Here is a 19,690-nt window from a genome sequence, read left to right as displayed (position 1 = left end):
ACCCCGAGTGATTGCACCGCTCAGCATTCCGAGTCCCGACTACGAGTGGCAGGCCTGGGAGATCAACCTGTTCGGGTTGCAGCTCAGCATCAACACCTATGCGCTGTGCATCCTCATCGGCATCATCCTCGCCGTGGTGATCACCTCGCGCCGCCTCACGAAGCGCGGTGCCGAGCCCGGCATCGTGCTCGACATCGCCCTGTGGGCGGTGCCGCTCGGCATCATCGGCGCCCGGCTCTACCACGTGCTGACGCACCCCGACGACTACTTCTACGAGGGCGCCAACGTCTGGAACCCCTTCGAGCCCGGAGCGATCTGGAATATCTGGGAGGGCGGCAACGCGATCTACGGCGCCCTCATCGGCGGCGCGATCGGTGTCGTCATCGGCTGCCGCTTCACCGGCATCCGCTTCCTCACGTTCGCCGACGCGCTCGCCCCCGGCCTCCTCGTCGCGCAGGCGATCGGCCGCCTCGGCAACTGGTTCAACCACGAGCTGTACGGCGCCCCCACCGACCTGCCCTGGGGCCTCGAGATCGAGTCGACCAACCCGGCCTGGCCGCAGGGCCTCGCCGAGGGCACGCTCTTCCACCCGACCTTCCTCTACGAGCTGGTCTGGAACCTCGCGGGTGCGGCGCTCATCGTGCTCCTCGAGCGCCGGGTCAACCTGCGCTGGGGCAAGGCCTTCGCCGTCTACCTGATCTGGTACGGCCTCGGCCGCTCCTTCTTCGAGTCGATCCGCGTCGACCCGAGCGAGATGTTCCTCGGCATCCGCGTGAACGTCTGGGCGTCGCTCGCGGCGGTCGTGCTCGGCATCGTCATCCTCTTCGTGCAGTCGCGCCGGCACACCGGGATCGAACCGAGCCCGTACGTGCCCGGACGTGAATGGAAGGGCCCCGACGCTGAGGTAGACTCAGACGAAATCGAGTCCGACTCAGACTCTCTCGACGACGGTGTCGAGGGTGAGAACGAATCCCTGGGCGAGACGGCGGCCACAAGCCCGAGCCGTTCCACCTCGTAGGCAGGCCGCCCCACACCACGTTCTCCGAAGCGACGCCGCACCATGCGTCGTGACATCCCCGTGTAGGGCCGATGGCGTCCCCGCTTCCAGTTCAAGATGAGGACGGTCCCTGTGTCGCTCACCCCACCCTTCTCGCGGTTCGGAACGACTCCGCCTGCCCAGGGCATGTACGACCCCGCCGCCGAGAAAGACGCGTGCGGCCTCGCGATGGTCGCCACGCTCCGCGGCACCGCGGGGCACGACATCATCACCGCTGCGCTCGACGCCCTGCGCCACCTCGAGCACCGCGGTGCCGTCGGCTCCGACGCGGGCACGGGCGACGGCGCGGGCATCGTGACGCAGATCCCCGACGAGTTCCTGCGCGCCGTCGCGGCGTTCCCGCTGCCGGCGGCGGGCTCCTACGTCGTCGGCAACGCGTTCCTGCCGGTCGACCCGACCACGCGCAGCTCCGTCAAGCGCCAGCTCGCCGAGCTCGCGGCATCCGAGGGCCTCGAAGTGCTCGGCTGGCGCGAGGTGCCCGTGCGGCCCGAAGAGCTCGGCACGCTGGCACGCGCGGCGATGCCTGCGGTGCAGCAGCTGTTCCTGCAGTCGAGTGCGACGACGTCGACCGGCGCGCGGCACGAGGGCATCGCGCTCGACCGGCTCGCGTTCCGGTTCCGCAAGCGCGCCGAGCGCGAGCTCGAGCTGTACTTCGCTTCGCTGTCGTCCCGCACGATGGTCTACAAGGGCATGGTCACGACGCTCCAGCTCGAGCCGTTCTACCCCGACCTCTCCGACGAGCGCTTCGCCTCGAAGCTCGCGCTCGTGCACTCCCGGTACTCGACGAACACCTTCCCGTCGTGGCCGCTCGCGCAGCCCTTCCGCATGATCGCGCACAACGGCGAGATCAACACGATCCAGGGCAACCGCAACTGGATGCGGGCCCGCCAGTCCCAGCTCGAGTCCGAGCTGCTCGGCGACCTCGGACCGATCCTCCCGATCGTGACGCCGGGCGCGAGCGACTCGGCCTCCTTCGACGAGGTCGTCGAGCTGCTCACGCTCGCCGGCCGCAGCCTCCCGCACGCGATCATGATGATGGTGCCCGAGGCCTGGGAGAATCAGACCGAGCTGACCCCCGAGCGGCGGGCGTTCTACGAGTACCATTCGATGCTCATGGAGCCGTGGGACGGACCCGCGGCGATCGTCTTCACCGACGGCACGCTCGTCGGCGCGACGCTCGACCGCAACGGGCTCCGCCCCGGCCGCTACGTCGTCACCGACGACGGCCTCGTCGTGCTCGCGAGCGAGATCGGGGTGCTCGACCTCGAGCAGTCGCGCATCGTGCGCAAGGGCCGGCTCCAGCCGGGCCGCATGTTCCTCGTCGACACCGAGGCGGGCCGCCTCATCGAGGACGACGAGATCAAGTCGCAGCTCGAGTCGTCCGCCCCGTGGGCGGAGTGGCTCGACGAGGGCCGCATCCGCCTCGCCGACCTGCCCGAGCGCGAGCACATCGTGCACCCGCCGGCGTCGGTGAACCGCCGCCAGCGCACCTTCGGCTACACCGAGGAAGAGGTGAAGATCCTGCTCGCGCCGATGGCGCGCACCGGGCAGGAGCCGCTCGGGGCCATGGGCTCGGACACGCCGATCGCGGTGCTGTCGAAGCGCCCGCGCCTCCTGTTCGACTACTTCACGCAGCAGTTCGCACAGGTCACGAACCCGCCGCTCGACTCGATCCGCGAGGCGGTCGTCACCTCGCTCGGCACCTCGCTCGGGCCCGAGCGCAACCTGCTCGACGCGGGCCCCGAGCATGCCCGCCAGGTCTCGCTGACCTTCCCGGTGATCGACAACGACGAGCTCGCGAAGATCGTGCACATCGACCCGATGCCGGGCCGCCGCACGACGGTGACCGTCCGGGGCCTCTATCGCTTCGACGAGGGCCCCGACGCCATGCGCGACCGACTCGCTGCCATGTGCGACGAGGTCGACGAGGCGATCGAGCAGGGTGCGAAGTTCATCGTGCTCTCCGACCGAGACTCCAACAAGGACCTGGCGCCGATCCCGTCGCTCCTCATGCTCTCGGCCGTGCACCACCACCTCATCCGCGCCGAGAACCGCATGAAGGTCGGGCTCGTGGTCGAGGCCGGCGACGTGCGCGAGGTGCACCACATCGCACTGCTCGTCGGCTACGGCGCCTCCGCGGTGAACCCGTACCTCGCCATGGAGAGCTGCGAGGACCTCGTCCGCGCCGGCGTCATCAGCGGCATCACGCCCGAAGACGCGGTGCACAACGTGATCAAGGCGCTCGGCAAGGGCGTCCTGAAGATCATGTCGAAGATGGGCGTCTCGACGATCTCGTCGTACGCGGGCGCCCAGGCCTTCGAGGCGGTCGGCCTCTCGCAGGACTTCATCGAGGAGTACTTCACCGGCACGACCTCGAAGCTCGGCGGCGTCGGACTCGACGTCATCGCGGCCGAGAACCTCGACCGCCACTCGAAGGCCTACCCCCAGGACGCCGCGGTGCGCGCGCACGAGCGCCTGGCGACGGGCGGCGAGTACCAGTGGCGCCGAGACGGCTCGCCGCACCTGTTCAACCCCGAGACGGTGTTCCGGCTCCAGCACTCGACGCGCAACCGCCGCTACGACGTCTTCCGCGAGTACACCTCCCTCGTCGACTCGCAGGCCGAGGAGCTCGCGACCCTCCGCGGCATGTTCGCGCTGCGCACGGGAACGCGCCCAGCGGTGCCGATCGACGAGGTCGAGTCGGTGGCGTCCATCGTGAAGCGCTTCTCGACCGGCGCGATGAGCTACGGCTCGATCTCGAAGGAGGCGCACGAGACGCTCGCGATCGCGATGAACCGGCTCGGCGCGAAGTCGAACACCGGCGAGGGCGGCGAGGACCTCGACCGCCTGCTCGACCCCGAGCGCCGCAGCGCCATCAAGCAGGTCGCCTCGGGCCGCTTCGGCGTGACGAGCATGTACCTGACCCACGCCGACGACATCCAGATCAAGCTCGCGCAGGGCGCGAAGCCCGGCGAGGGCGGTCAGCTGCCGCCGACGAAGGTCTACCCCTGGGTCGCGCGGACGCGGCATGCGACCGCCGGCGTCGGCCTGATCTCGCCGCCGCCGCACCACGACATCTACTCGATCGAAGACCTCAAGCAGCTCATCTTCGACCTCAAGCGGGCGAACCCGAAGGCGCGCATCCACGTGAAGCTCGTCAGCCAGTCCGGCATCGGCGCGGTCGCCGCGGGCGTCGCGAAGGCGCTCTCCGACGTGATCCTCGTCTCCGGCCACGACGGCGGCACGGGTGCCAGCCCGTTGAACTCGCTGAAGCACGCGGGCACCCCGTGGGAGCTCGGCCTCGCCGAGACGCAGCAGACGCTCATGCTGAACGGCATGCGCGACCGCGTCGTCGTGCAGGTCGACGGCCAGCTGAAGACCGGGCGCGACGTCGTCATCGGCGCCCTGCTCGGGGCCGAGGAGTTCGGCTTCGCCACCGCCCCGCTCGTCGTCGAGGGCTGCGTCATGATGCGCGTCTGCCACCTCGACACGTGCCCCGTGGGCGTCGCGACGCAGAATCCCGAGCTGCGCAAGCGGTTCACGGGCAAGCCCGAGTTCGTCGTGAACTTCTTCGAGTTCATCGCCCAGGAGGTGCGCGAGTACCTCGCGGAGCTCGGCTACCGCTCGCTCGACGAGATCATCGGCCGCCGTGAACTGCTCGACGTCGACCGTGCGCTCGACCACTGGAAGGCCTCGGGCCTCGACCTGACCCCGGTGCTCGTCGGCCCCGACTTCTCGGAGTCCGAGCCGCGCCGCAACGCCCGCGCCCAGGACCACGAGCTCGACGAGCACTTCGACAACGAGCTCATCCGCCGCAGCGGCATCGTGCTCGACGAGGGCGGGGCGATCGAGATCGCGCTGCCGATCAAGAACACCGAGCGGGCCGTCGGCACCATGCTCGGCCACGAGGTCACCGTGCGTCACGGCGAGCAGGGGCTGCCGGCCGGGTCGATCGACGTGACCCTCACCGGCTCGGCGGGGCAGTCGCTCGGCGCCTTCATGCCGAGCGGCATCACGCTGCGACTCGAGGGCGACTCGAACGACTACGTCGGCAAGGGGCTCTCCGGCGGACGCATCGTCGTGCGCCCGTCGCGCGACAGCGGCTTCGTCGCCGAGCGCAACGTCATCGCCGGCAACGTCATCGGCTACGGCGCGACGCGCGGCAGCATGTTCATCCGCGGCATCGTCGGAGAACGCTTCCTCGTGCGCAACTCCGGGGCGACCGCGGTCGTCGAGGGCGTCGGCGACCACGCCCTCGAGTACATGACCGGCGGCCTGGCCGTCATCCTCGGCGAGACCGGGCGCAACCTCGGCGCCGGCATGTCGGGCGGCACGGCGTACGTCCTCGGCCTCCGCGAGGAGCGGGTCAACCGCGAGTCGCTGACGAGCGGCGAACTCGAGCTCCTCCCGCTCGGCAGCGCCGACCGCGAGATCGTCCGCGACCTGCTCGAGCAGCATGTCGCCGAGACCGACTCCGCCGTCGCCGCCGCCCTCCTCGCCGAGGGCGACGCCGGGTTCGACCGCTTCACCAAGGTGCTGCCGCGCGACTACGCGGCCGTGCTCCGCACCCGCCAGAGCGCGGTCGACGAGGGCCTCGACCCCGACGGCGACGTCGTCTGGTCTCGCATCCTGGAGGTCACCAATGGCTGACCTCGCAATCTTGCGGCCGAGCGTCGCGTCGACGACCACCCTGGAGGTGAAGAATGGCTGACCCCAAGGGCTTTCTGAAGGTCACCGAGCGCGAGCTGCCCAAGCGGCGGCCAGTCCCGGTCCGCATCATGGACTTCAAGGAGGTCTACGAGCAGGGCGACCCGGCGCAGCTCCGCCGGCAGGCCGGCCGCTGCATGGACTGCGGCATCCCGTTCTGCCACCAGGGATGCCCCCTCGGCAACCTCATCCCCGAGTGGAACGACCTCATGTACCGGGGCGAGGGCCGCGCCGCCGTCGAGCGGCTGCACGCGACCAACAACTTCCCCGAGTTCACCGGGCGTCTCTGCCCGGCGCCGTGCGAGTCGGCGTGTGTGCTCGGCATCAACCAGCCGGCCGTCACGATCAAGCAGGTCGAGGTCTCGATCATCGACCAGGCCTTCGGCAGCGGCTGGGTGCAGCCGCAGCCCCCTGGCCGCCTGACCGGCAAGACGGTCGCCGTCGTCGGCTCGGGGCCCGCGGGGCTCGCCGCGGCGCAGCAGCTCACCCGCGCCGGCCACACGGTCGCGGTGTTCGAGCGCGACGACCGCATCGGCGGTCTCCTGCGCTACGGCATCCCCGACTTCAAGATGGAGAAGAAGCACCTCGAGGCGCGTCTCGCGCAGATGACGGCCGAGGGCACGCGCTTCCGCGCCGGCATGAACATCGGCGTGGACATCACATGGGACCAGCTGCGCGAGCGCTACGACGCCGTCGTGATCGCCACCGGCGCCATGGTGCCGCGCGACCTGCCGATCCCCGGGCGCGACCTGCCCGGCGTGCACTTCGCGATGGAGTACCTCGTGCAGTCGAACCGCCATGTCGCGGGCGACGAGGTCTTCGACCAGATCTCGGCCGAGGGCAAGCACGTCGTCGTCCTCGGCGGCGGCGACACCGGTGCCGACTGCATCGGCACCGCGCACCGCCAGGGCGCGCTGTCGGTGACGAACCTCGCGATCGGCAAGCAGCCGGGGCAGGCCCGCCCCGACCACCAGCCGTGGCCGATGCACCCGACCGTCTTCGAGGTGCAGAGCGCCCACGAGGAGGGCGGCCGCCGCGAGTACCTGGTCTCGACGGTCGAGTTCGTCGCCAACGACTCGGGCGAGCTCCGGGCCATCCGGGTCGCCGAGACCGAGTACCTCGACGGCCGGCGCGTGCCCAAGGCGGGCACCGAGCGCGAGATCCCCGCCGACCTCGTGCTGCTGGCGCTCGGCTTCACCGGCCCCGAGAGCCAGGACCTCGACGAGCAGCTCGAGCTGACGGTCACCGACCGCGGCAACCTCGACCGCGATGCGGCGTACGCGACGGCGCAGCCGGGCGTGTTCGTCGCGGGCGACGCCGGGCGCGGGCAGTCCCTCATCGTCTGGGCGATCGCCGAGGGCCGGGCTGCGGCCGCGGCCGTCGACCGGTACCTTGAAGGCGAGACCTCGCTGCCGAGCCCGATCCCGGCGAACGCGCGCGCGTTCGCCGTCTGACCCGGCGCGCCGTCGGCGCGTCTCCGTACCAACACCAGCGCTTCGGCGCGGAACACCGGGAGCACAATCACATGAGACGAGCGAAGATCGTCGCCACCCTCGGGCCGGCGACATCGAGCTACGAGCAGATCCGGGCGATCATCGATGCGGGCGTCGACGTCGCGCGGATGAACCTCAGCCACGGCACCTACGACGTCCACGAGGGCGTCTACCAGAACGTGCGGAAGGCGGCGAGCGACTCGGGTCGCGCGGTCGCCGTCCTCGTCGACCTGCAGGGGCCGAAGATCCGTCTCGGCAAGTTCGCCGACGGCCCGCACGAGCTCGCCGAGGGCGACATCTTCAAGATCACCACCGAGGACATCCTCGGCACGAAGGAGATCGTCGGCACGACCTTCAAGGGCCTCCCGCAGGACGTGAAGCCGGGCGACTTCCTCCTGATCGACGACGGCAAGGTCCGCGTCGAGGTCGTCGAGACCGACGGCACGGTCGTCACGACCAAGGTCGTCGTCGCCGGCCCGGTGTCGAACAACAAGGGCATCAACCTGCCCGGCGTCGCGGTCAACGTGCCCGCGCTCTCCGAGAAGGACGAGGCCGACCTCCGTTGGGGTCTCGAGCTCGGTGCCGACCTGATCGCGCTGTCGTTCGTGCGCAACGCCGCCGACATCACGCGGGTGCACGAGATCATGGACGAGGTCGGCCGTCGCGTGCCGGTCGTCGCCAAGGTCGAGAAGCCGCAGGCCGTCGACGCGCTCGAGGAGATCACCGAGGCGTTCGACGCGGTGATGGTCGCACGCGGCGACCTCGGCGTCGAGCTCCCGCTCGAGGCGGTGCCGATCGTGCAGAAGCGCGCCGTCGAGATCGCGCGCCGGCTCGCGAAGCCCGTCATCGTCGCGACGCAGATGCTCGAGTCGATGATCCACAGCCCGGTCCCGACGCGCGCAGAGACCTCCGACGTCGCGAACGCCGTGCTCGACGGCGCCGACGCGGTCATGCTCTCGGGTGAGACGAGCGTGGGCGAGTACCCGGTCATCACCGTGCAGACCATGGCCCGCATCGTCGAGTCGACCGAGCAGCACGGCCTCGACCGCATCGCGCCGCTCGGCACGAAGCCGCGCACCCAGTCGGGCGCGATCACCGCGGCCGCCGTCGAGGTCGCCGACTTCGTCGAGGCGAAGTACCTCTGCGTCTTCACCGAGTCGGGCGAGACGGTGCGTCGCATGACGCGCCTCCGCTCGAAGATCCCCATCCTCGCCTTCACGCCCGACCCCGCGATCCGTCGCCGCATGGCGCTCAACTGGGGCGTCGAGTCGTTCGTCGTCTCGCGCGTCACCCACACCGACCAGATGGTCGGCCAGGTCGACGAGGCGCTCGCCAAGACCGGCAAGGCCGTGAAGGGCGAGAAGGTCGTCATCATCTCGGGTTCCCCTCCCGGAATCCCCGGCACCACGAACGACGTGCGCGTGCACGTCGTCGGCGAGGTGCTGTAGACCCCGCCATGAGAAGGAGCCGGCCCGCAAGGGCCGGCTCCTTCGGCATTCGGGGGCGGATGCCGCCGGGTACCGCCGTGGCACGCTGCAGGGGTGAGTGTGCGATTCGAGTGCCGGACGATGCTGGCGATGTCCCCGGCGGAAGCGTTCGACCGTTCGCTCGACATCGACGAGCACCTCGCCTCGATGTCGCACACAGGCGAGCGCGCGGTCGGGGGAGTGGCCGCCGGGATGATCGGCCCTGGGCGAGGAGGTGACGTGGCGTGCGCGCCACCTCGGGCTCGTCTGGCGCATGACGAGCCGGATCACCGAGCTCGAGCGTCCTCGGCGCTTCGTCGACGAGCAGGTGCGCGGACCGTTCCACGCGTTCCGGCACGTGCACCGCTTCGAACCGGCCGGCGACCGGGCGACGTTGATGATCGACGAGGTCGCCTTCTCGGCGCCGTTCGGCCCGATCGGGCGCCTCGCCGAGCTCGTGCTCGGTCCGTATCTGCGAGGACTCATCGAGCGGCGCAACCGGCATCTCGGGGCGCTGCCCGAGGTGTGATCCCGGCCGGGGATCGGTACGGTGCCGGTGGTGGGGGTCGAACCCACACGCCCTTTCGGGCAAAGCATTTTGAGTGCTCCGCGTCTGCCATTCCGCCACACCGGCCAGAGGCCTCGCCCAGAATACCGTAGGCTTTCCTCCGTGACAGACACCGAATCAACTCAGCCGGCAGCTCCGCGCCGCGTGGTCGTGGCGGAGGATGAGTCGCTCATCCGCCTCGACATCGTCGAGATCCTGCGCGACAACGGCTTCGAGGTCGTCGGCGAGGCGGGTGACGGCGAGACCGCCGTGGCGCTCGCGACCGAGCTCCGACCCGATCTCGTCATCATGGACGTCAAGATGCCCCAGCTCGACGGCATCTCCGCCGCCGAGCGCCTCTCGAAGGGGCACATCGCCCCGGTCGTGCTCCTCACGGCCTTCAGCCAGAAGGAGCTCGTCGAGCGTGCGAGCGAGGCAGGCGCCCTCGCCTACGTCGTGAAGCCGTTCACGCCGAACGACCTCCTCCCCGCGATCGAGATCGCCCTGGCCCGCCACGCGCAGATCATCGCGCTCGAGGCGGAGGTCGGCGACCTCGTCGAGCGTTTCGAGACCCGCAAGCTCGTCGACCGGGCCAAGGGCCTGCTCAACGAGAAGATGGGCCTCTCCGAGCCCGAGGCGTTCCGCTGGATCCAGAAGGCGTCGATGGATCGACGCCTCACCATGAAGGACGTCTCCCAGGCGATCATCGAGCAGCTCGCCGCCAAGAAGTAGGGCGCCCCGCCCCGAACGACGGATGCCTCGACGACACGTGTCGTCGAGGCATCCGTCGTTCGCATTCGCGGGCACCGCGCGCGTCGGGGAGTGTCGGCGGCCGCTTGTAGTCTTGTCTGGTGTCGGACGCAGATAAGCCCACCCTCCTCGTCGTCGATGGTCACTCGCTGGCCTTCCGAGCCTTCTACGCCCTCCCGGTCGACAGCTTCACCACGCGCGACGGGCAGCACACGAACGCCATCCACGGCTTCCTGTCGATGCTGCTCCTCCTGCTGCAGAACGAGAAGCCGACGCACCTCGCGGTGGCGTTCGACATCTCGCGGCACTCGTTCCGCACGCGCGAGTACCCCGAGTACAAGGGCACCCGCGGCGAGACCCCGGTCGAGTTCAAGGGGCAGGTGCCGCTGCTGCAGGACGCACTGAAGGCGATGGGCGTGCGCACCCTCGAGAAGGAGGACTACGAGGCCGACGACATCCTCGCGACGCTCGCCGCACGCGGCCGCGCCGAGGGCTACCGGGTCCTCCTCGTGTCGGGCGACCGCGACACCATCCAGCTCGTGAACGACGACGTCACGCTCCTCTACCCGAACACGCAGGGCGTCTCCCAGCTGAAGCGCTACGACACCGAGGCCGTGCTCGAACGCTACGGCGTGCGCCCCGAGCAGTACCCCGACATCGCCGCGCTCGTCGGCGAGACGAGCGACAACCTCATCGGCATCACGAAGGTCGGCGAGAAGACCGCGGTGAAGTGGCTCGGCCTCTACGGCGACCTCGACGGCATCCTCGAGCACGCCGATGAGATCAAGGGGGTCGTCGGGCAGAACCTGCGCGACCAGAAGGAGAACGCGATCCGCAACCGCCGGCTCAACCGGCTGGTCCCCGACGTCGAGCTCGACGTCGTGATCGACGAGCTCGAGGCGAAGCCGATCGACATCGAGGCGGTGCGCCCCGTGTTCGAACGGCTCGAGTTCCGTACCCTGTTCGAGCGGCTCCGCAAGCTCGCCGCGGGCGAGACGAACGGCAACGGCAACGGCAACGGCGGTGCGAGCGCTCCGGCGGCCGCGCCCGTTCCCGAGCAGGCGGCTCCGCCGATCCCGACGCCGAGGCTCCTCCTCGACGAGGAGCTCGAAGCGTGGCTCGCCAAGGCCGTCGCGGCCGAGCCGGCGGGCCTGGGCCTCAGCCTCGAGGTGGTCGACGGGCAGGTGATCGGCGCTGGCATCGCGACCGCCGCCGAGACCGTGCGCCTGCCGTGGCAGGCCGGCCGCTCCGACTACGCGCCCTTCGAGGCCTGGCTCGCGAGCGATGCGCCGAAGATCATGACCGACGCGAAGCCGCAGCTCGAAGCGCTCCAGCGGTCTGGCCTGGCCATCGACGGGCTCGTGCTCGACACCCTGGTCGCGGGCTGGCTCGCGCGCCCGATCCTCGCCGAGAAGACCCTCGCCGACCTCGTCGAGCGCTACCTCGGCGAGACCGTGCCCCAGGCGGATCCCTCGCAGCTCGTGCCCGAAGAGGGCACCGACGCGGGCGCGCCCGAGTACGCGTGGTTCACCCTGCGGGTCGCCCCGGTGGTGCTCCGTGCGCTGCCCGAGCCCTCGCGAACGCTCCTCGCCGAGGTCGAGATGCCCCTCGTGCCGGTGCTCGCCGCCATGCAGCTGCGCGGCGTCTCGGTCGATCACGGCGAGCTCGCCGCCCTCTCGAGCGAGCTCGGTGATCGCGCGGCCGGCCTCGCCCAGCTCGCCTTCGCCGAGATCGGCCGAGAGGTGAACCTCGGCTCGCCCAAGCAGCTCCAGGAGGTGCTCTTCGACCAGCTCGCGATGCCGAAGACGCGGGCGACGAAGACCGGCTACACGACCGACGCGAACGCGCTGGCCGACCTGCAGGAGTCGAACCCGCATCCGTTCCTCGGCTACCTGCTCGAGCACCGCGACGCGACGAAGCTGCGTCAGATCGTCGAATCGCTCGACAAGTCGATCGCCGCCGACGGCCGCATCCACACGACGTACGGCCAGATCGGCGCCGCCACCGGCCGCATGTCGTCCAACGACCCGAACCTGCAGAACATCCCGATCCGCACCGAGGACGGCCGTCGCATCCGCAAGGCGTTCCGCCATGGAGCCGAGTACACCGAACTGCTGACCGCCGACTACTCGCAGATCGAGATGCGCATCATGGCGCACCTCTCGGGCGACCCCGGGCTCATCGAGGCCTTCAACGCCGGAGAAGACCTGCACCGGTTCGTCGGCGCGCGCGTGTTCTCGGTCGACCCGGCCGACGTCACCCCGCTCATGCGCACCAAGGTCAAGGCGATGTCGTACGGCCTCGCCTACGGCCTCAGCGCGTTCGGCCTCTCGAAGCAGCTGCGCATCGACCGCGCGGAGGCGAGCCAGCTCATGAAGGAGTACTTCGAGCGCTTCGGCGCCGTGCGCGACTACCTGCGCGGCGTCGTCGAGCAGGCGAAGATCGACGGCTACACCGAGACGATCTTCGGCCGCCGCCGTCCGTTCCCCGACCTCAACAGCCCCAACCGGGTGCACCGCGAGAACGCTGAACGCGCTGCGCTCAACTCGCCGATCCAGGGCTCCGCGGCCGACATCATGAAGATCGCGATGGTGAGCGTCGAACGCGAGATCGCCGCGCAGGGGCTCGAGAGCCGCATGCTCATGACCGTGCACGACGAGCTCATCTTCGAGGTCGCGGCCGGCGAGAGCGAGCCGCTCGAGGCGCTCGTGCGCGAGAAGATGGCGAACGCCGCCGAGCTCCTGGTGCCGCTCGACGTGCAGGTCGGGCGCGGGGCGAACTGGGAGGACGCGGGGCACTGACCGAGGGATCCTCGACGTCGACAGATCGACATCGGCTGTCCTAGGTTCGAGGGATGGCATCGAGTGAGCGCACCCCGACCGACGTCGACCGCATCGCGGAAGGCTGGGTCGACACCCTCGTCGACCTCGACCCGAGCATCGGCACCTACATCGGCCGGACGAGCCACGACGACCGGCTCGCCGACTACTCGCCGGCCGGGAACGAGCGGCGTGTGGCCGCCATCCGCGAGACCGCCGCGGCCCTGCGCGCCGCGACGCCGGTCGACGAGGTCGACCGGATCACGGTCGCCGACCTGGGCTCCGACCTCGAGCTCGACCTCGAGCGGTACGACGCCGGCCTCCACCTGCGCGACCTGAACGTGATCGCGAGCCCGGCGCAGGAGATCCGCGACGTGTTCGACCTCATGCCCACCGCCGACGTCGACGACTGGTCGCGCATCTCGGGCCGGCTCGGCGCCGTCCCGGGCGCGCTCGACGGCTACATCGAGACCCTCCGCGCCGGCGTCGCCGCGGGCACGGTTCCCGCTGTGCGGCAGGTGCGCGAGGTCGCGGCCCAGGCTCGGCGCATCGCGAAGCCCGACGGGTTCTTCGCGACCTTCGCGGCGAACGCGACGGCGGGGGAGTCGGGGCTGCCCGAGGCGCTCCGGCGCGACCTCGAGTCGGGCGCCGCGACGGCGAGCGAGGCTTACGGCCGGCTCGCCGAGTTCCTCGAGTCCGAGCTCGCGCCCGTCGCGGGCGACGCCGACGCGGTCGGCCGCGAGATCTACGCACTCGAATCGCGCCGCTTCCTCGGCGCCGTCATCGACCTCGACGAGACCTACGAGTGGGGCATCGAAGAGCTCGCCCGCATGGTCGCCGAGCAGGAGGCGATCGCGAACGAGATCAAGCCCGGGGCATCCGTGCTCGAGGCGATCGCGTTCCTCGACGGCGACGCCTCCCGCAAGCTCCACGGCACCGAGGCGCTCCAGCGGTGGATGCAGGAGACGAGCGACCGTGCGGTCGCGGAGCTCGCCGGCACCCAGTTCGACATCCCGGAGGAGATCCGGAGGCTCGAATGCATGATCGCGCCCACCCAGGAGGGCGGCATCTACTACACCGGCCCGAGCGACGACTTCTCGCGGCCCGGTCGCATGTGGTGGTCGGTGCCCGAGGGCGTGACCGAGTTCGACACCTGGCGCGAGCTCACGACCGTCTACCACGAGGGCGTCCCCGGACACCACCTGCAGATCGGCCAGGCCGTCGTGAACCGCGGGCAGCTGAACACGTGGCGCCGGCAGCTCGCCGGGACCTCCGGCCACGCCGAGGGCTGGGCGCTCTACGCCGAGCGGCTCATGGAGGGGCTCGGCTACCTCGACGACCCGGCCGACCGGCTCGGCATGCTCGACGGGCAGCGCATGCGCGCCGCCCGCGTCGTGCTCGACATCGGCGTGCACCTCGGCAAGCCGCGCCCCGACGGGCAGGGCACGTGGACGGGGGAGTTCGCCCACGAGTTCCTCTCGCAGAACGTGAACATGAACGAGGGCTTCGTGCGCTTCGAGGTGAACCGCTATCTCGGCTGGCCCGGGCAGGCGCCCTCGTACAAGGTCGGGCAGCGCATCTGGGAGCAGCTCCGCGACGAGGTCGCACGTCGTGAGGGCGCGTCCTTCGACATCCGGGAGTTCCACCGGAACGCGCTCGCGCTCGGCGGCGTCGGGCTCGACACGCTGCGGTCCGCCCTCCTCGGCTGAGCGCCGGCGAACGGCGACCCGCCCCGCTTGCCGCGGACCGAGTGAATCCGTTAGGATCGAACGTCACTCTTGTGACATCCCTGTCCGCATGCCCATCGCGGCACCAACATCACGCTCTCCCGCGCGATGGGCTCGATATTGTCCTTTACGGAGCATTCACTACATGACAACCGCAACGACCAAGGCACCCAAGCAGGTCGCCATCAACGACATCGGATCTGCTGAAGACTTCCTCGCCGCGGTCGAAAAGACTCTGAAGTTCTTCAACGACGGCGACCTCATCGAGGGCACCGTCGTGAAGATCGACCGCGACGAGGTCCTCCTCGACGTCGGCTACAAGACCGAGGGCGTCATCCCCTCGCGCGAGCTTTCGATCAAGCACGACGTCGACCCCAGCGAGGTCGTCGGCGTCGGCGACACCGTCGAGGCCCTCGTTCTCCAGAAGGAGGACAAGGAAGGCCGCCTCATCCTGTCGAAGAAGCGTGCTCAGTACGAGCGCGCCTGGGGCGACGTGGAGAAGATCAAGGAAGCCGATGGCGTCGTGACCGGTTCGGTCATCGAGGTCGTCAAGGGCGGCCTGATCGTCGACATCGGCCTCCGCGGCTTCCTCCCGGCGTCGCTCATCGAGCTCCGCCGCGTGCGCGACCTCACGCCGTACCTCGGCCAGGAGATCGAGGCGAAGATCCTCGAGCTCGACAAGAACCGCAACAACGTCGTGCTCTCGCGCCGCGCGCTCCTCGAGCAGACGCAGTCCGAGTCGCGTTCGACGTTCCTCGCGAACCTCCACCCGGGCCAGATCCGCAAGGGCGTCATCTCGTCGATCGTCAACTTCGGTGCGTTCGTCGACCTCGGCGGCGTCGACGGTCTCGTCCACGTCTCCGAGCTCTCGTGGAAGCACATCGAGCACGCCAGCGAGGTCGTCGAGGTCGGCCAGGAGGTCACCGTCGAGGTGCTCTCCGTCGAGCTCGACCGCGAGCGCGTCTCGCTGTCGCTCAAGGCGACGCAGGAGGATCCGTGGCAGGTCTTCGCCCGCACCCACGCGATCGGCCAGGTCGCCCCGGGTAAGGTCACGAAGCTCGTTCCGTTCGGTGCGTTCGTCCGCGTCGCCGACGGCATCGAGGGCCTCGTCCACATCTCCGAGCTGTCGGGCAAGCACGTCGAGCTCGCCGAGCAGGTCGTGTCGGTCGGCGAAGAGGTCTTCGTCAAGGTCATCGACATCGACCTCGAGCGTCGCCGCATCTCGCTCTCGCTGAAGCAGGCGAACGAGGGCGTCGACCCCGAGGGCACCGAGTTCGACCCGGCGCTCTACGGCATGCTCACGGAGTACGACGAGCAGGGCAACTACAAGTACCCTGAGGGCTTCGACCCCGAGACCAACGAGTGGCGCGAGGGCTTCGAGGCCCAGCGCGAGAAGTGGGAGCAGGACTACGCTGCCGCTCAGGCTCGCTGGGAGGCGCACAAGAAGCAGGTTGCTGCTTCGCTCGCCGCCCAGGCTGCCGACGACTCGTTCTCGGCCGGCGGTGCCTCGTACTCGAGCGAGTCGGCCGGTGCCGGCACCCTCGCCGACGACGCGTCGCTCGCGGCGCTGCGCGAGAAGCTCTCGAGCAACAACTGATCGCATTTCGCGAGACGGAAGGCCGGTCCCCTCGGGGGCCGGCCTTCCGGCGTTTCACGGTGCGGTCGACGGATGCTCCGCGCTGCGCTCGCGCTGCGTTCGGCGTCGACGGATGACGAGGACGACGGCGATCGCGAGCAGCACTGCGCCGAGCAGCACGAGGACCGGAGCGAGGATCGCCGCGAAGGCGAGGGCGAAGCTCCCCGCATCCTCGACGGCGCTCGCGACGGGCGCGCCGACGCCGGCGGTCGCGGTGTTGATCACCGGGCGCGCCAGGGCCTTGCCGAGATGGACGAGGAGTGCGAGTCCCACGCCGACGGCGATGGGCACCCACTGCGAGGAGCTGAAGAAGGCCTCGGGGTCGGTGACCGCGACGGTCTCGGCGCCGATGCCCGAGGTGAAGGCGAGCCCGCCCGCGGTCGGGCGCACCACGGTCTGGACGACGTCGTTCACCGAGTCGAGGCCGGGGATCTTGTCGGCGACGAACTCGACGACGAGCAGCACCACGAGGATCAGCAGCACCCACTCGTTCGCGAGCCAGGCCCAGGCCGCCGGCAGTTCGACGAGTCCGGTGAACCGGTCGAGCGCCCCCAGGATCACGAGGGGGATCCACGCGTTCAGGCCGGCGGCGAGTGCGAGTCCCGTGCCGGTCAGCAGTTCGAGCATGCGGCCTCCTCATCGAACGAGTCGAGTGTCGCACGATTAGAGTGGTCACGTGTATCTGATCGGCCTCACGGGCGGCATCGCCTCAGGAAAGTCCACCGTCGCGCGGCGCCTCTACGAGCACGGCGCCGTGCACCTCGACGCCGACGAGCTCGCGCGTCGCGTCGTCGAGCCCGGCACCCCCGGGTTGGCCGCGATCGTCGCCGAGTTCGGCGAGGGCGTGCTGCGCGCCGACGGCTCGCTCGACCGGGCGAAGCTCGGCGAACTCGTCTTCAACGACGACGAGGCCCGCGCCCGTCTGAACGCCATCGTGCACCCCGCGGTCCGTGAGCTCTCGAGCCGGCTCATCGCGAAGGCCGAGGCCGAGAACCCCGATGCGGTGGTCGTGTACGACGTGCCGCTCCTCGTCGAGGCATCCGTCGACCACCCCTTCGACCTCGTCGTCGTGACCAACGCGCCGCGCAAGACGCAGGTGAAGCGCCTCGTCGAGGAGCGGGGGTTCGACCTCAATCAGGCGGTCGCTCGCGTCGACGCGCAGGTCGACAACACCCGTCGACTTGCGATCGCCGATGTCGTGATCGACACCGACGGCACCCTTGCGCACACGATGAGCCAGACCGACGCGCTCTGGGCCGACATCGTGGCGCGACGCGCCGCGCGCGCGTAGTCGCCGCGGAGCGCCCTCCTCGCGTTCATCGAGCGCACGGAGCGCACGGGGCGAGCGCTGCCGGCCCCGATGTCGGCGGTCGAACCTAGACTTGAGGGATGCAGGCCACGCGTTCAGTTCGTCCGTTCGAGGTCGTCAGCGAGTACCGTCCGAGCGGTGATCAGCCGCAGGCGATCGCCGAGCTCGCGGGTCGCATCAACGCCGGCGAGACCGACGTGGTGCTGCTCGGCGCGACCGGCACCGGCAAGTCGGCGACGACCGCGTGGCTCATCGAGCAGGTGCAGCGGCCCACGCTCGTGCTCGCGCACAACAAGACCCTCGCGGCCCAGCTCGCCACGGAGTTCCGGGAACTGCTGCCGAACAACGCGGTCGAGTACTTCGTGTCGTACTACGACTACTACCAGCCCGAGGCCTACGTGCCCCAGACCGACACCTTCATCGAGAAGGACTCGTCGATCAACGCCGAGGTCGAGCGACTGCGGCACTCGACGACGAACTCGCTGCTCAGCCGCCGCGACGTCGTCGTGGTGTCCACGGTGTCGTGCATCTACGGCCTCGGTACGCCCGAGGAGTACCTCGGCGCCATGATGCCGTTGCAGGTGGGGCAGCGTGTCGACCGCGACTGGCTCATCCGCAAGTTCGTCTCGATGCAGTACCAGCGCAACGACGTCGACTTCTCGCGGGGCAACTTCCGCGTGCGCGGCGACACGATCGAGATCATCCCGATCTACGAAGAGCTGGCGATCCGCATCGAGATGTTCGGCGACGAGATCGAGGCGCTCTACAGCCTGCACCCGCTCACGGGGCAGGTCGTCGCGAAGCTCGACGCGGTGCCCGTGTTCCCCGGTTCGCACTACGTGGCATCCACCGAGGTCATGCAGCGGGCGATCGGCACGATCCGCACCGAACTCGACGAGCGGCTGGCCGAGCTCGAGCGCGAGGGCAAGCTGCTCGAGGCCCAGCGCCTGCGTATGCGCACGACCTTCGACCTCGAGATGATGGAGCAGATCGGCTTCTGCTCGGGCATCGAGAACTACTCGCGGCACATCGACGGGCGCGAGCCGGGCGAGGCGCCGCACTGCCTGCTCGACTACTTCGCCGACGACTTCCTCGTCGTGATCGACGAGTCGCACGTGACGGTTCCGCAGATCGGCGCCATGTACGAGGGCGACTCGTCGCGCAAGCGCACCCTCGTCGAACACGGCTTCCGGCTGCCGAGCGCGCTCGACAACCGCCCGCTGAAGTGGAACGAGTTCAAGAACCGAGTCGGGCAGACCGTCTATCTCTCGGCGACGCCCGGCCGGTACGAGATGGGCGTCGCCGACGGCGTCGTCGAGCAGATCATCCGACCGACCGGCCTCGTCGACCCGCAGATCGTGGTGAAGCCGTCGAAGGGGCAGATCGACGACCTCCTCGAGGAGATCCGGAAGCGGGCCGAGCGCGACGAGCGTGTGCTCGTCACCACGCTCACGAAGAAGATGGCCGAGGAGCTCACCGACTTCCTCACCGAGGCGGGGGTGCGGGTGCGCTACCTGCACTCCGACGTCGACACCCTGCGCCGCGTCGAGCTCCTCACCGAGCTGCGCGCGGGCGTCTACGACGTGCTCGTCGGCATCAACCTGTTGCGCGAGGGTCTCGACCTGCCCGAGGTGTCGCTCGTCGCGATCCTCGACGCCGACAAAGAGGGGTTCCTCCGGTCGTCGACCTCGCTCATCCAGACCATCGGCCGTGCTGCCCGCAACGTCTCGGGCGAGGTGCACATGTACGCCGACGTGCTCACCGACTCGATGAACCAGGCCATCGACGAGACGACCCGCCGGCGCGAGATGCAGCTCGAGTACAACCGGGTGAACGGCATCGACCCGCAGCCGCTGCGCAAGCGCATCGCCGACATCACCGAGGTGCTCGCGCGCGAGGAGGCCGACACCGCGGCGCTGCTCGCGGGCCGCGACGGCCGCAAGAAGTCGCCGGTGCCGAACCTGAAGCGCGAAGGCATCGCGGCGGAGGGGGCGAACGATCTCGAGGACCTCATCCGCGACCTCAACGAGCAGATGCTCGAGGCCGCCGGCGAGCTCAAGTTCGAGCTCGCCGCGAGGCTCCGCGACGAGGTGTCCGAACTCAAGCGCGAGCTGCGACAGATGGAGAAGGCGGGACACCTCGGCTGAGCGTCCGGGGCGGTCGGCGAAGCGCCGTCCAT

12 protein-coding genes and 1 tRNA gene are annotated in these 19,690 nt (G+C 69.7%); 11 read left to right on the top strand and 2 right to left on the bottom strand.

Going from position 1 to position 19,690, the window contains the following annotated elements:
- Nucleotides 1-7: 7 nt before the first annotated feature.
- The 5 genes from lgt to ACFVAJ_RS14915 all read left to right on the top strand — a co-directional run bounded on the left by lgt (nt 8) and on the right by ACFVAJ_RS14915 (nt 9,252).
- Nucleotides 8-1,018, top strand: a complete 1,011-nt coding sequence (gene lgt / locus ACFVAJ_RS14935) for a prolipoprotein diacylglyceryl transferase (RefSeq protein ID WP_376945412.1) — start codon at nt 8-10, stop codon at nt 1,016-1,018.
- A 165-nt stretch (nt 1,019-1,183) separates the two neighbouring features.
- Nucleotides 1,184-5,707: a glutamate synthase large subunit gene (gene gltB, locus ACFVAJ_RS14930; protein WP_376945839.1), complete on the top strand. Its 4,524-nt coding sequence runs from the start codon at nt 1,184-1,186 to the stop codon at nt 5,705-5,707.
- Between the two features lie 53 nt (nt 5,708-5,760).
- Nucleotides 5,761-7,218 (top strand): glutamate synthase subunit beta, encoded by a 1,458-nt coding sequence (locus tag ACFVAJ_RS14925; protein WP_376945410.1) that lies wholly within the window; start codon nt 5,761-5,763, stop codon nt 7,216-7,218.
- Between the two features lie 71 nt (nt 7,219-7,289).
- Nucleotides 7,290-8,705, top strand: coding sequence for a pyruvate kinase (gene pyk / locus ACFVAJ_RS14920; protein ID WP_376945408.1), 1,416 nt, complete (start codon nt 7,290-7,292; stop codon nt 8,703-8,705).
- Between the two features lie 253 nt (nt 8,706-8,958).
- Nucleotides 8,959-9,252: an SRPBCC family protein gene (locus tag ACFVAJ_RS14915; RefSeq protein ID WP_376945406.1), complete on the top strand. Its 294-nt coding sequence runs from the start codon at nt 8,959-8,961 to the stop codon at nt 9,250-9,252.
- 22 nt (nt 9,253-9,274) lie between these two features.
- Here the strand turns inward: ACFVAJ_RS14915 and ACFVAJ_RS14910 are convergent.
- Nucleotides 9,275-9,357 (bottom strand) — tRNA-Leu (locus ACFVAJ_RS14910).
- Between the two features lie 36 nt (nt 9,358-9,393).
- Between ACFVAJ_RS14910 and ACFVAJ_RS14905 the strand changes: the two genes are divergently transcribed.
- The 4 genes from ACFVAJ_RS14905 (at nt 9,394) to rpsA (ending at nt 16,163) form a co-directional block, all read left to right on the top strand.
- Nucleotides 9,394-10,002 carry an ANTAR domain-containing response regulator gene (locus ACFVAJ_RS14905; RefSeq protein ID WP_022888030.1) on the top strand — a complete coding sequence of 203 codons (609 nt, stop codon included), beginning with the start codon at nt 9,394-9,396 and terminating at the stop codon, nt 10,000-10,002.
- A 119-nt stretch (nt 10,003-10,121) separates the two neighbouring features.
- The gene (gene polA, locus ACFVAJ_RS14900; protein WP_376945404.1) at nt 10,122-12,821 is read left to right on the top strand and encodes a DNA polymerase I; all 2,700 of its coding nucleotides are present in this window, start codon (nt 10,122-10,124) and stop codon (nt 12,819-12,821) included.
- A gap of 53 nt (nt 12,822-12,874) precedes the next feature.
- A complete protein-coding gene (locus ACFVAJ_RS14895) occupies nt 12,875-14,548 on the top strand; it encodes a DUF885 domain-containing protein (RefSeq protein ID WP_376945402.1) in 1,674 nt (557 codons plus the stop codon).
- Nucleotides 14,549-14,711: 163 nt separating this feature from the next.
- A complete protein-coding gene (rpsA, locus tag ACFVAJ_RS14890; protein WP_376945400.1) occupies nt 14,712-16,163 on the top strand; it encodes a 30S ribosomal protein S1 in 1,452 nt (483 codons plus the stop codon).
- A 54-nt stretch (nt 16,164-16,217) separates the two neighbouring features.
- Here the strand turns inward: rpsA and ACFVAJ_RS14885 are convergent, their stop codons facing one another.
- Nucleotides 16,218-16,829, bottom strand: coding sequence for a DUF4126 domain-containing protein (locus ACFVAJ_RS14885; protein ID WP_376945398.1), 612 nt, complete (start codon nt 16,827-16,829; stop codon nt 16,218-16,220).
- Between the two features lie 49 nt (nt 16,830-16,878).
- Between ACFVAJ_RS14885 and coaE the strand changes: the two genes are divergently transcribed.
- Both coaE and uvrB read left to right on the top strand, forming a co-directional pair.
- A complete protein-coding gene (coaE, locus tag ACFVAJ_RS14880; protein WP_376945396.1) occupies nt 16,879-17,493 on the top strand; it encodes a dephospho-CoA kinase in 615 nt (204 codons plus the stop codon).
- A gap of 98 nt (nt 17,494-17,591) precedes the next feature.
- Nucleotides 17,592-19,658: an excinuclease ABC subunit UvrB gene (gene uvrB / locus ACFVAJ_RS14875; RefSeq protein WP_376945394.1), complete on the top strand. Its 2,067-nt coding sequence runs from the start codon at nt 17,592-17,594 to the stop codon at nt 19,656-19,658.
- The last annotated feature ends 32 nt before the right edge of the window (nt 19,659-19,690 follow it).

Source organism: Agromyces sp. NPDC057679, assembly GCF_042799635.1.
Taxonomy (GTDB): Bacteria; Actinomycetota; Actinomycetes; order Actinomycetales; family Microbacteriaceae; genus Agromyces.
The sequence above is the reverse complement of the archived record's forward strand: the minus strand, read 5'-3'. Positions and strand labels throughout refer to the sequence as shown.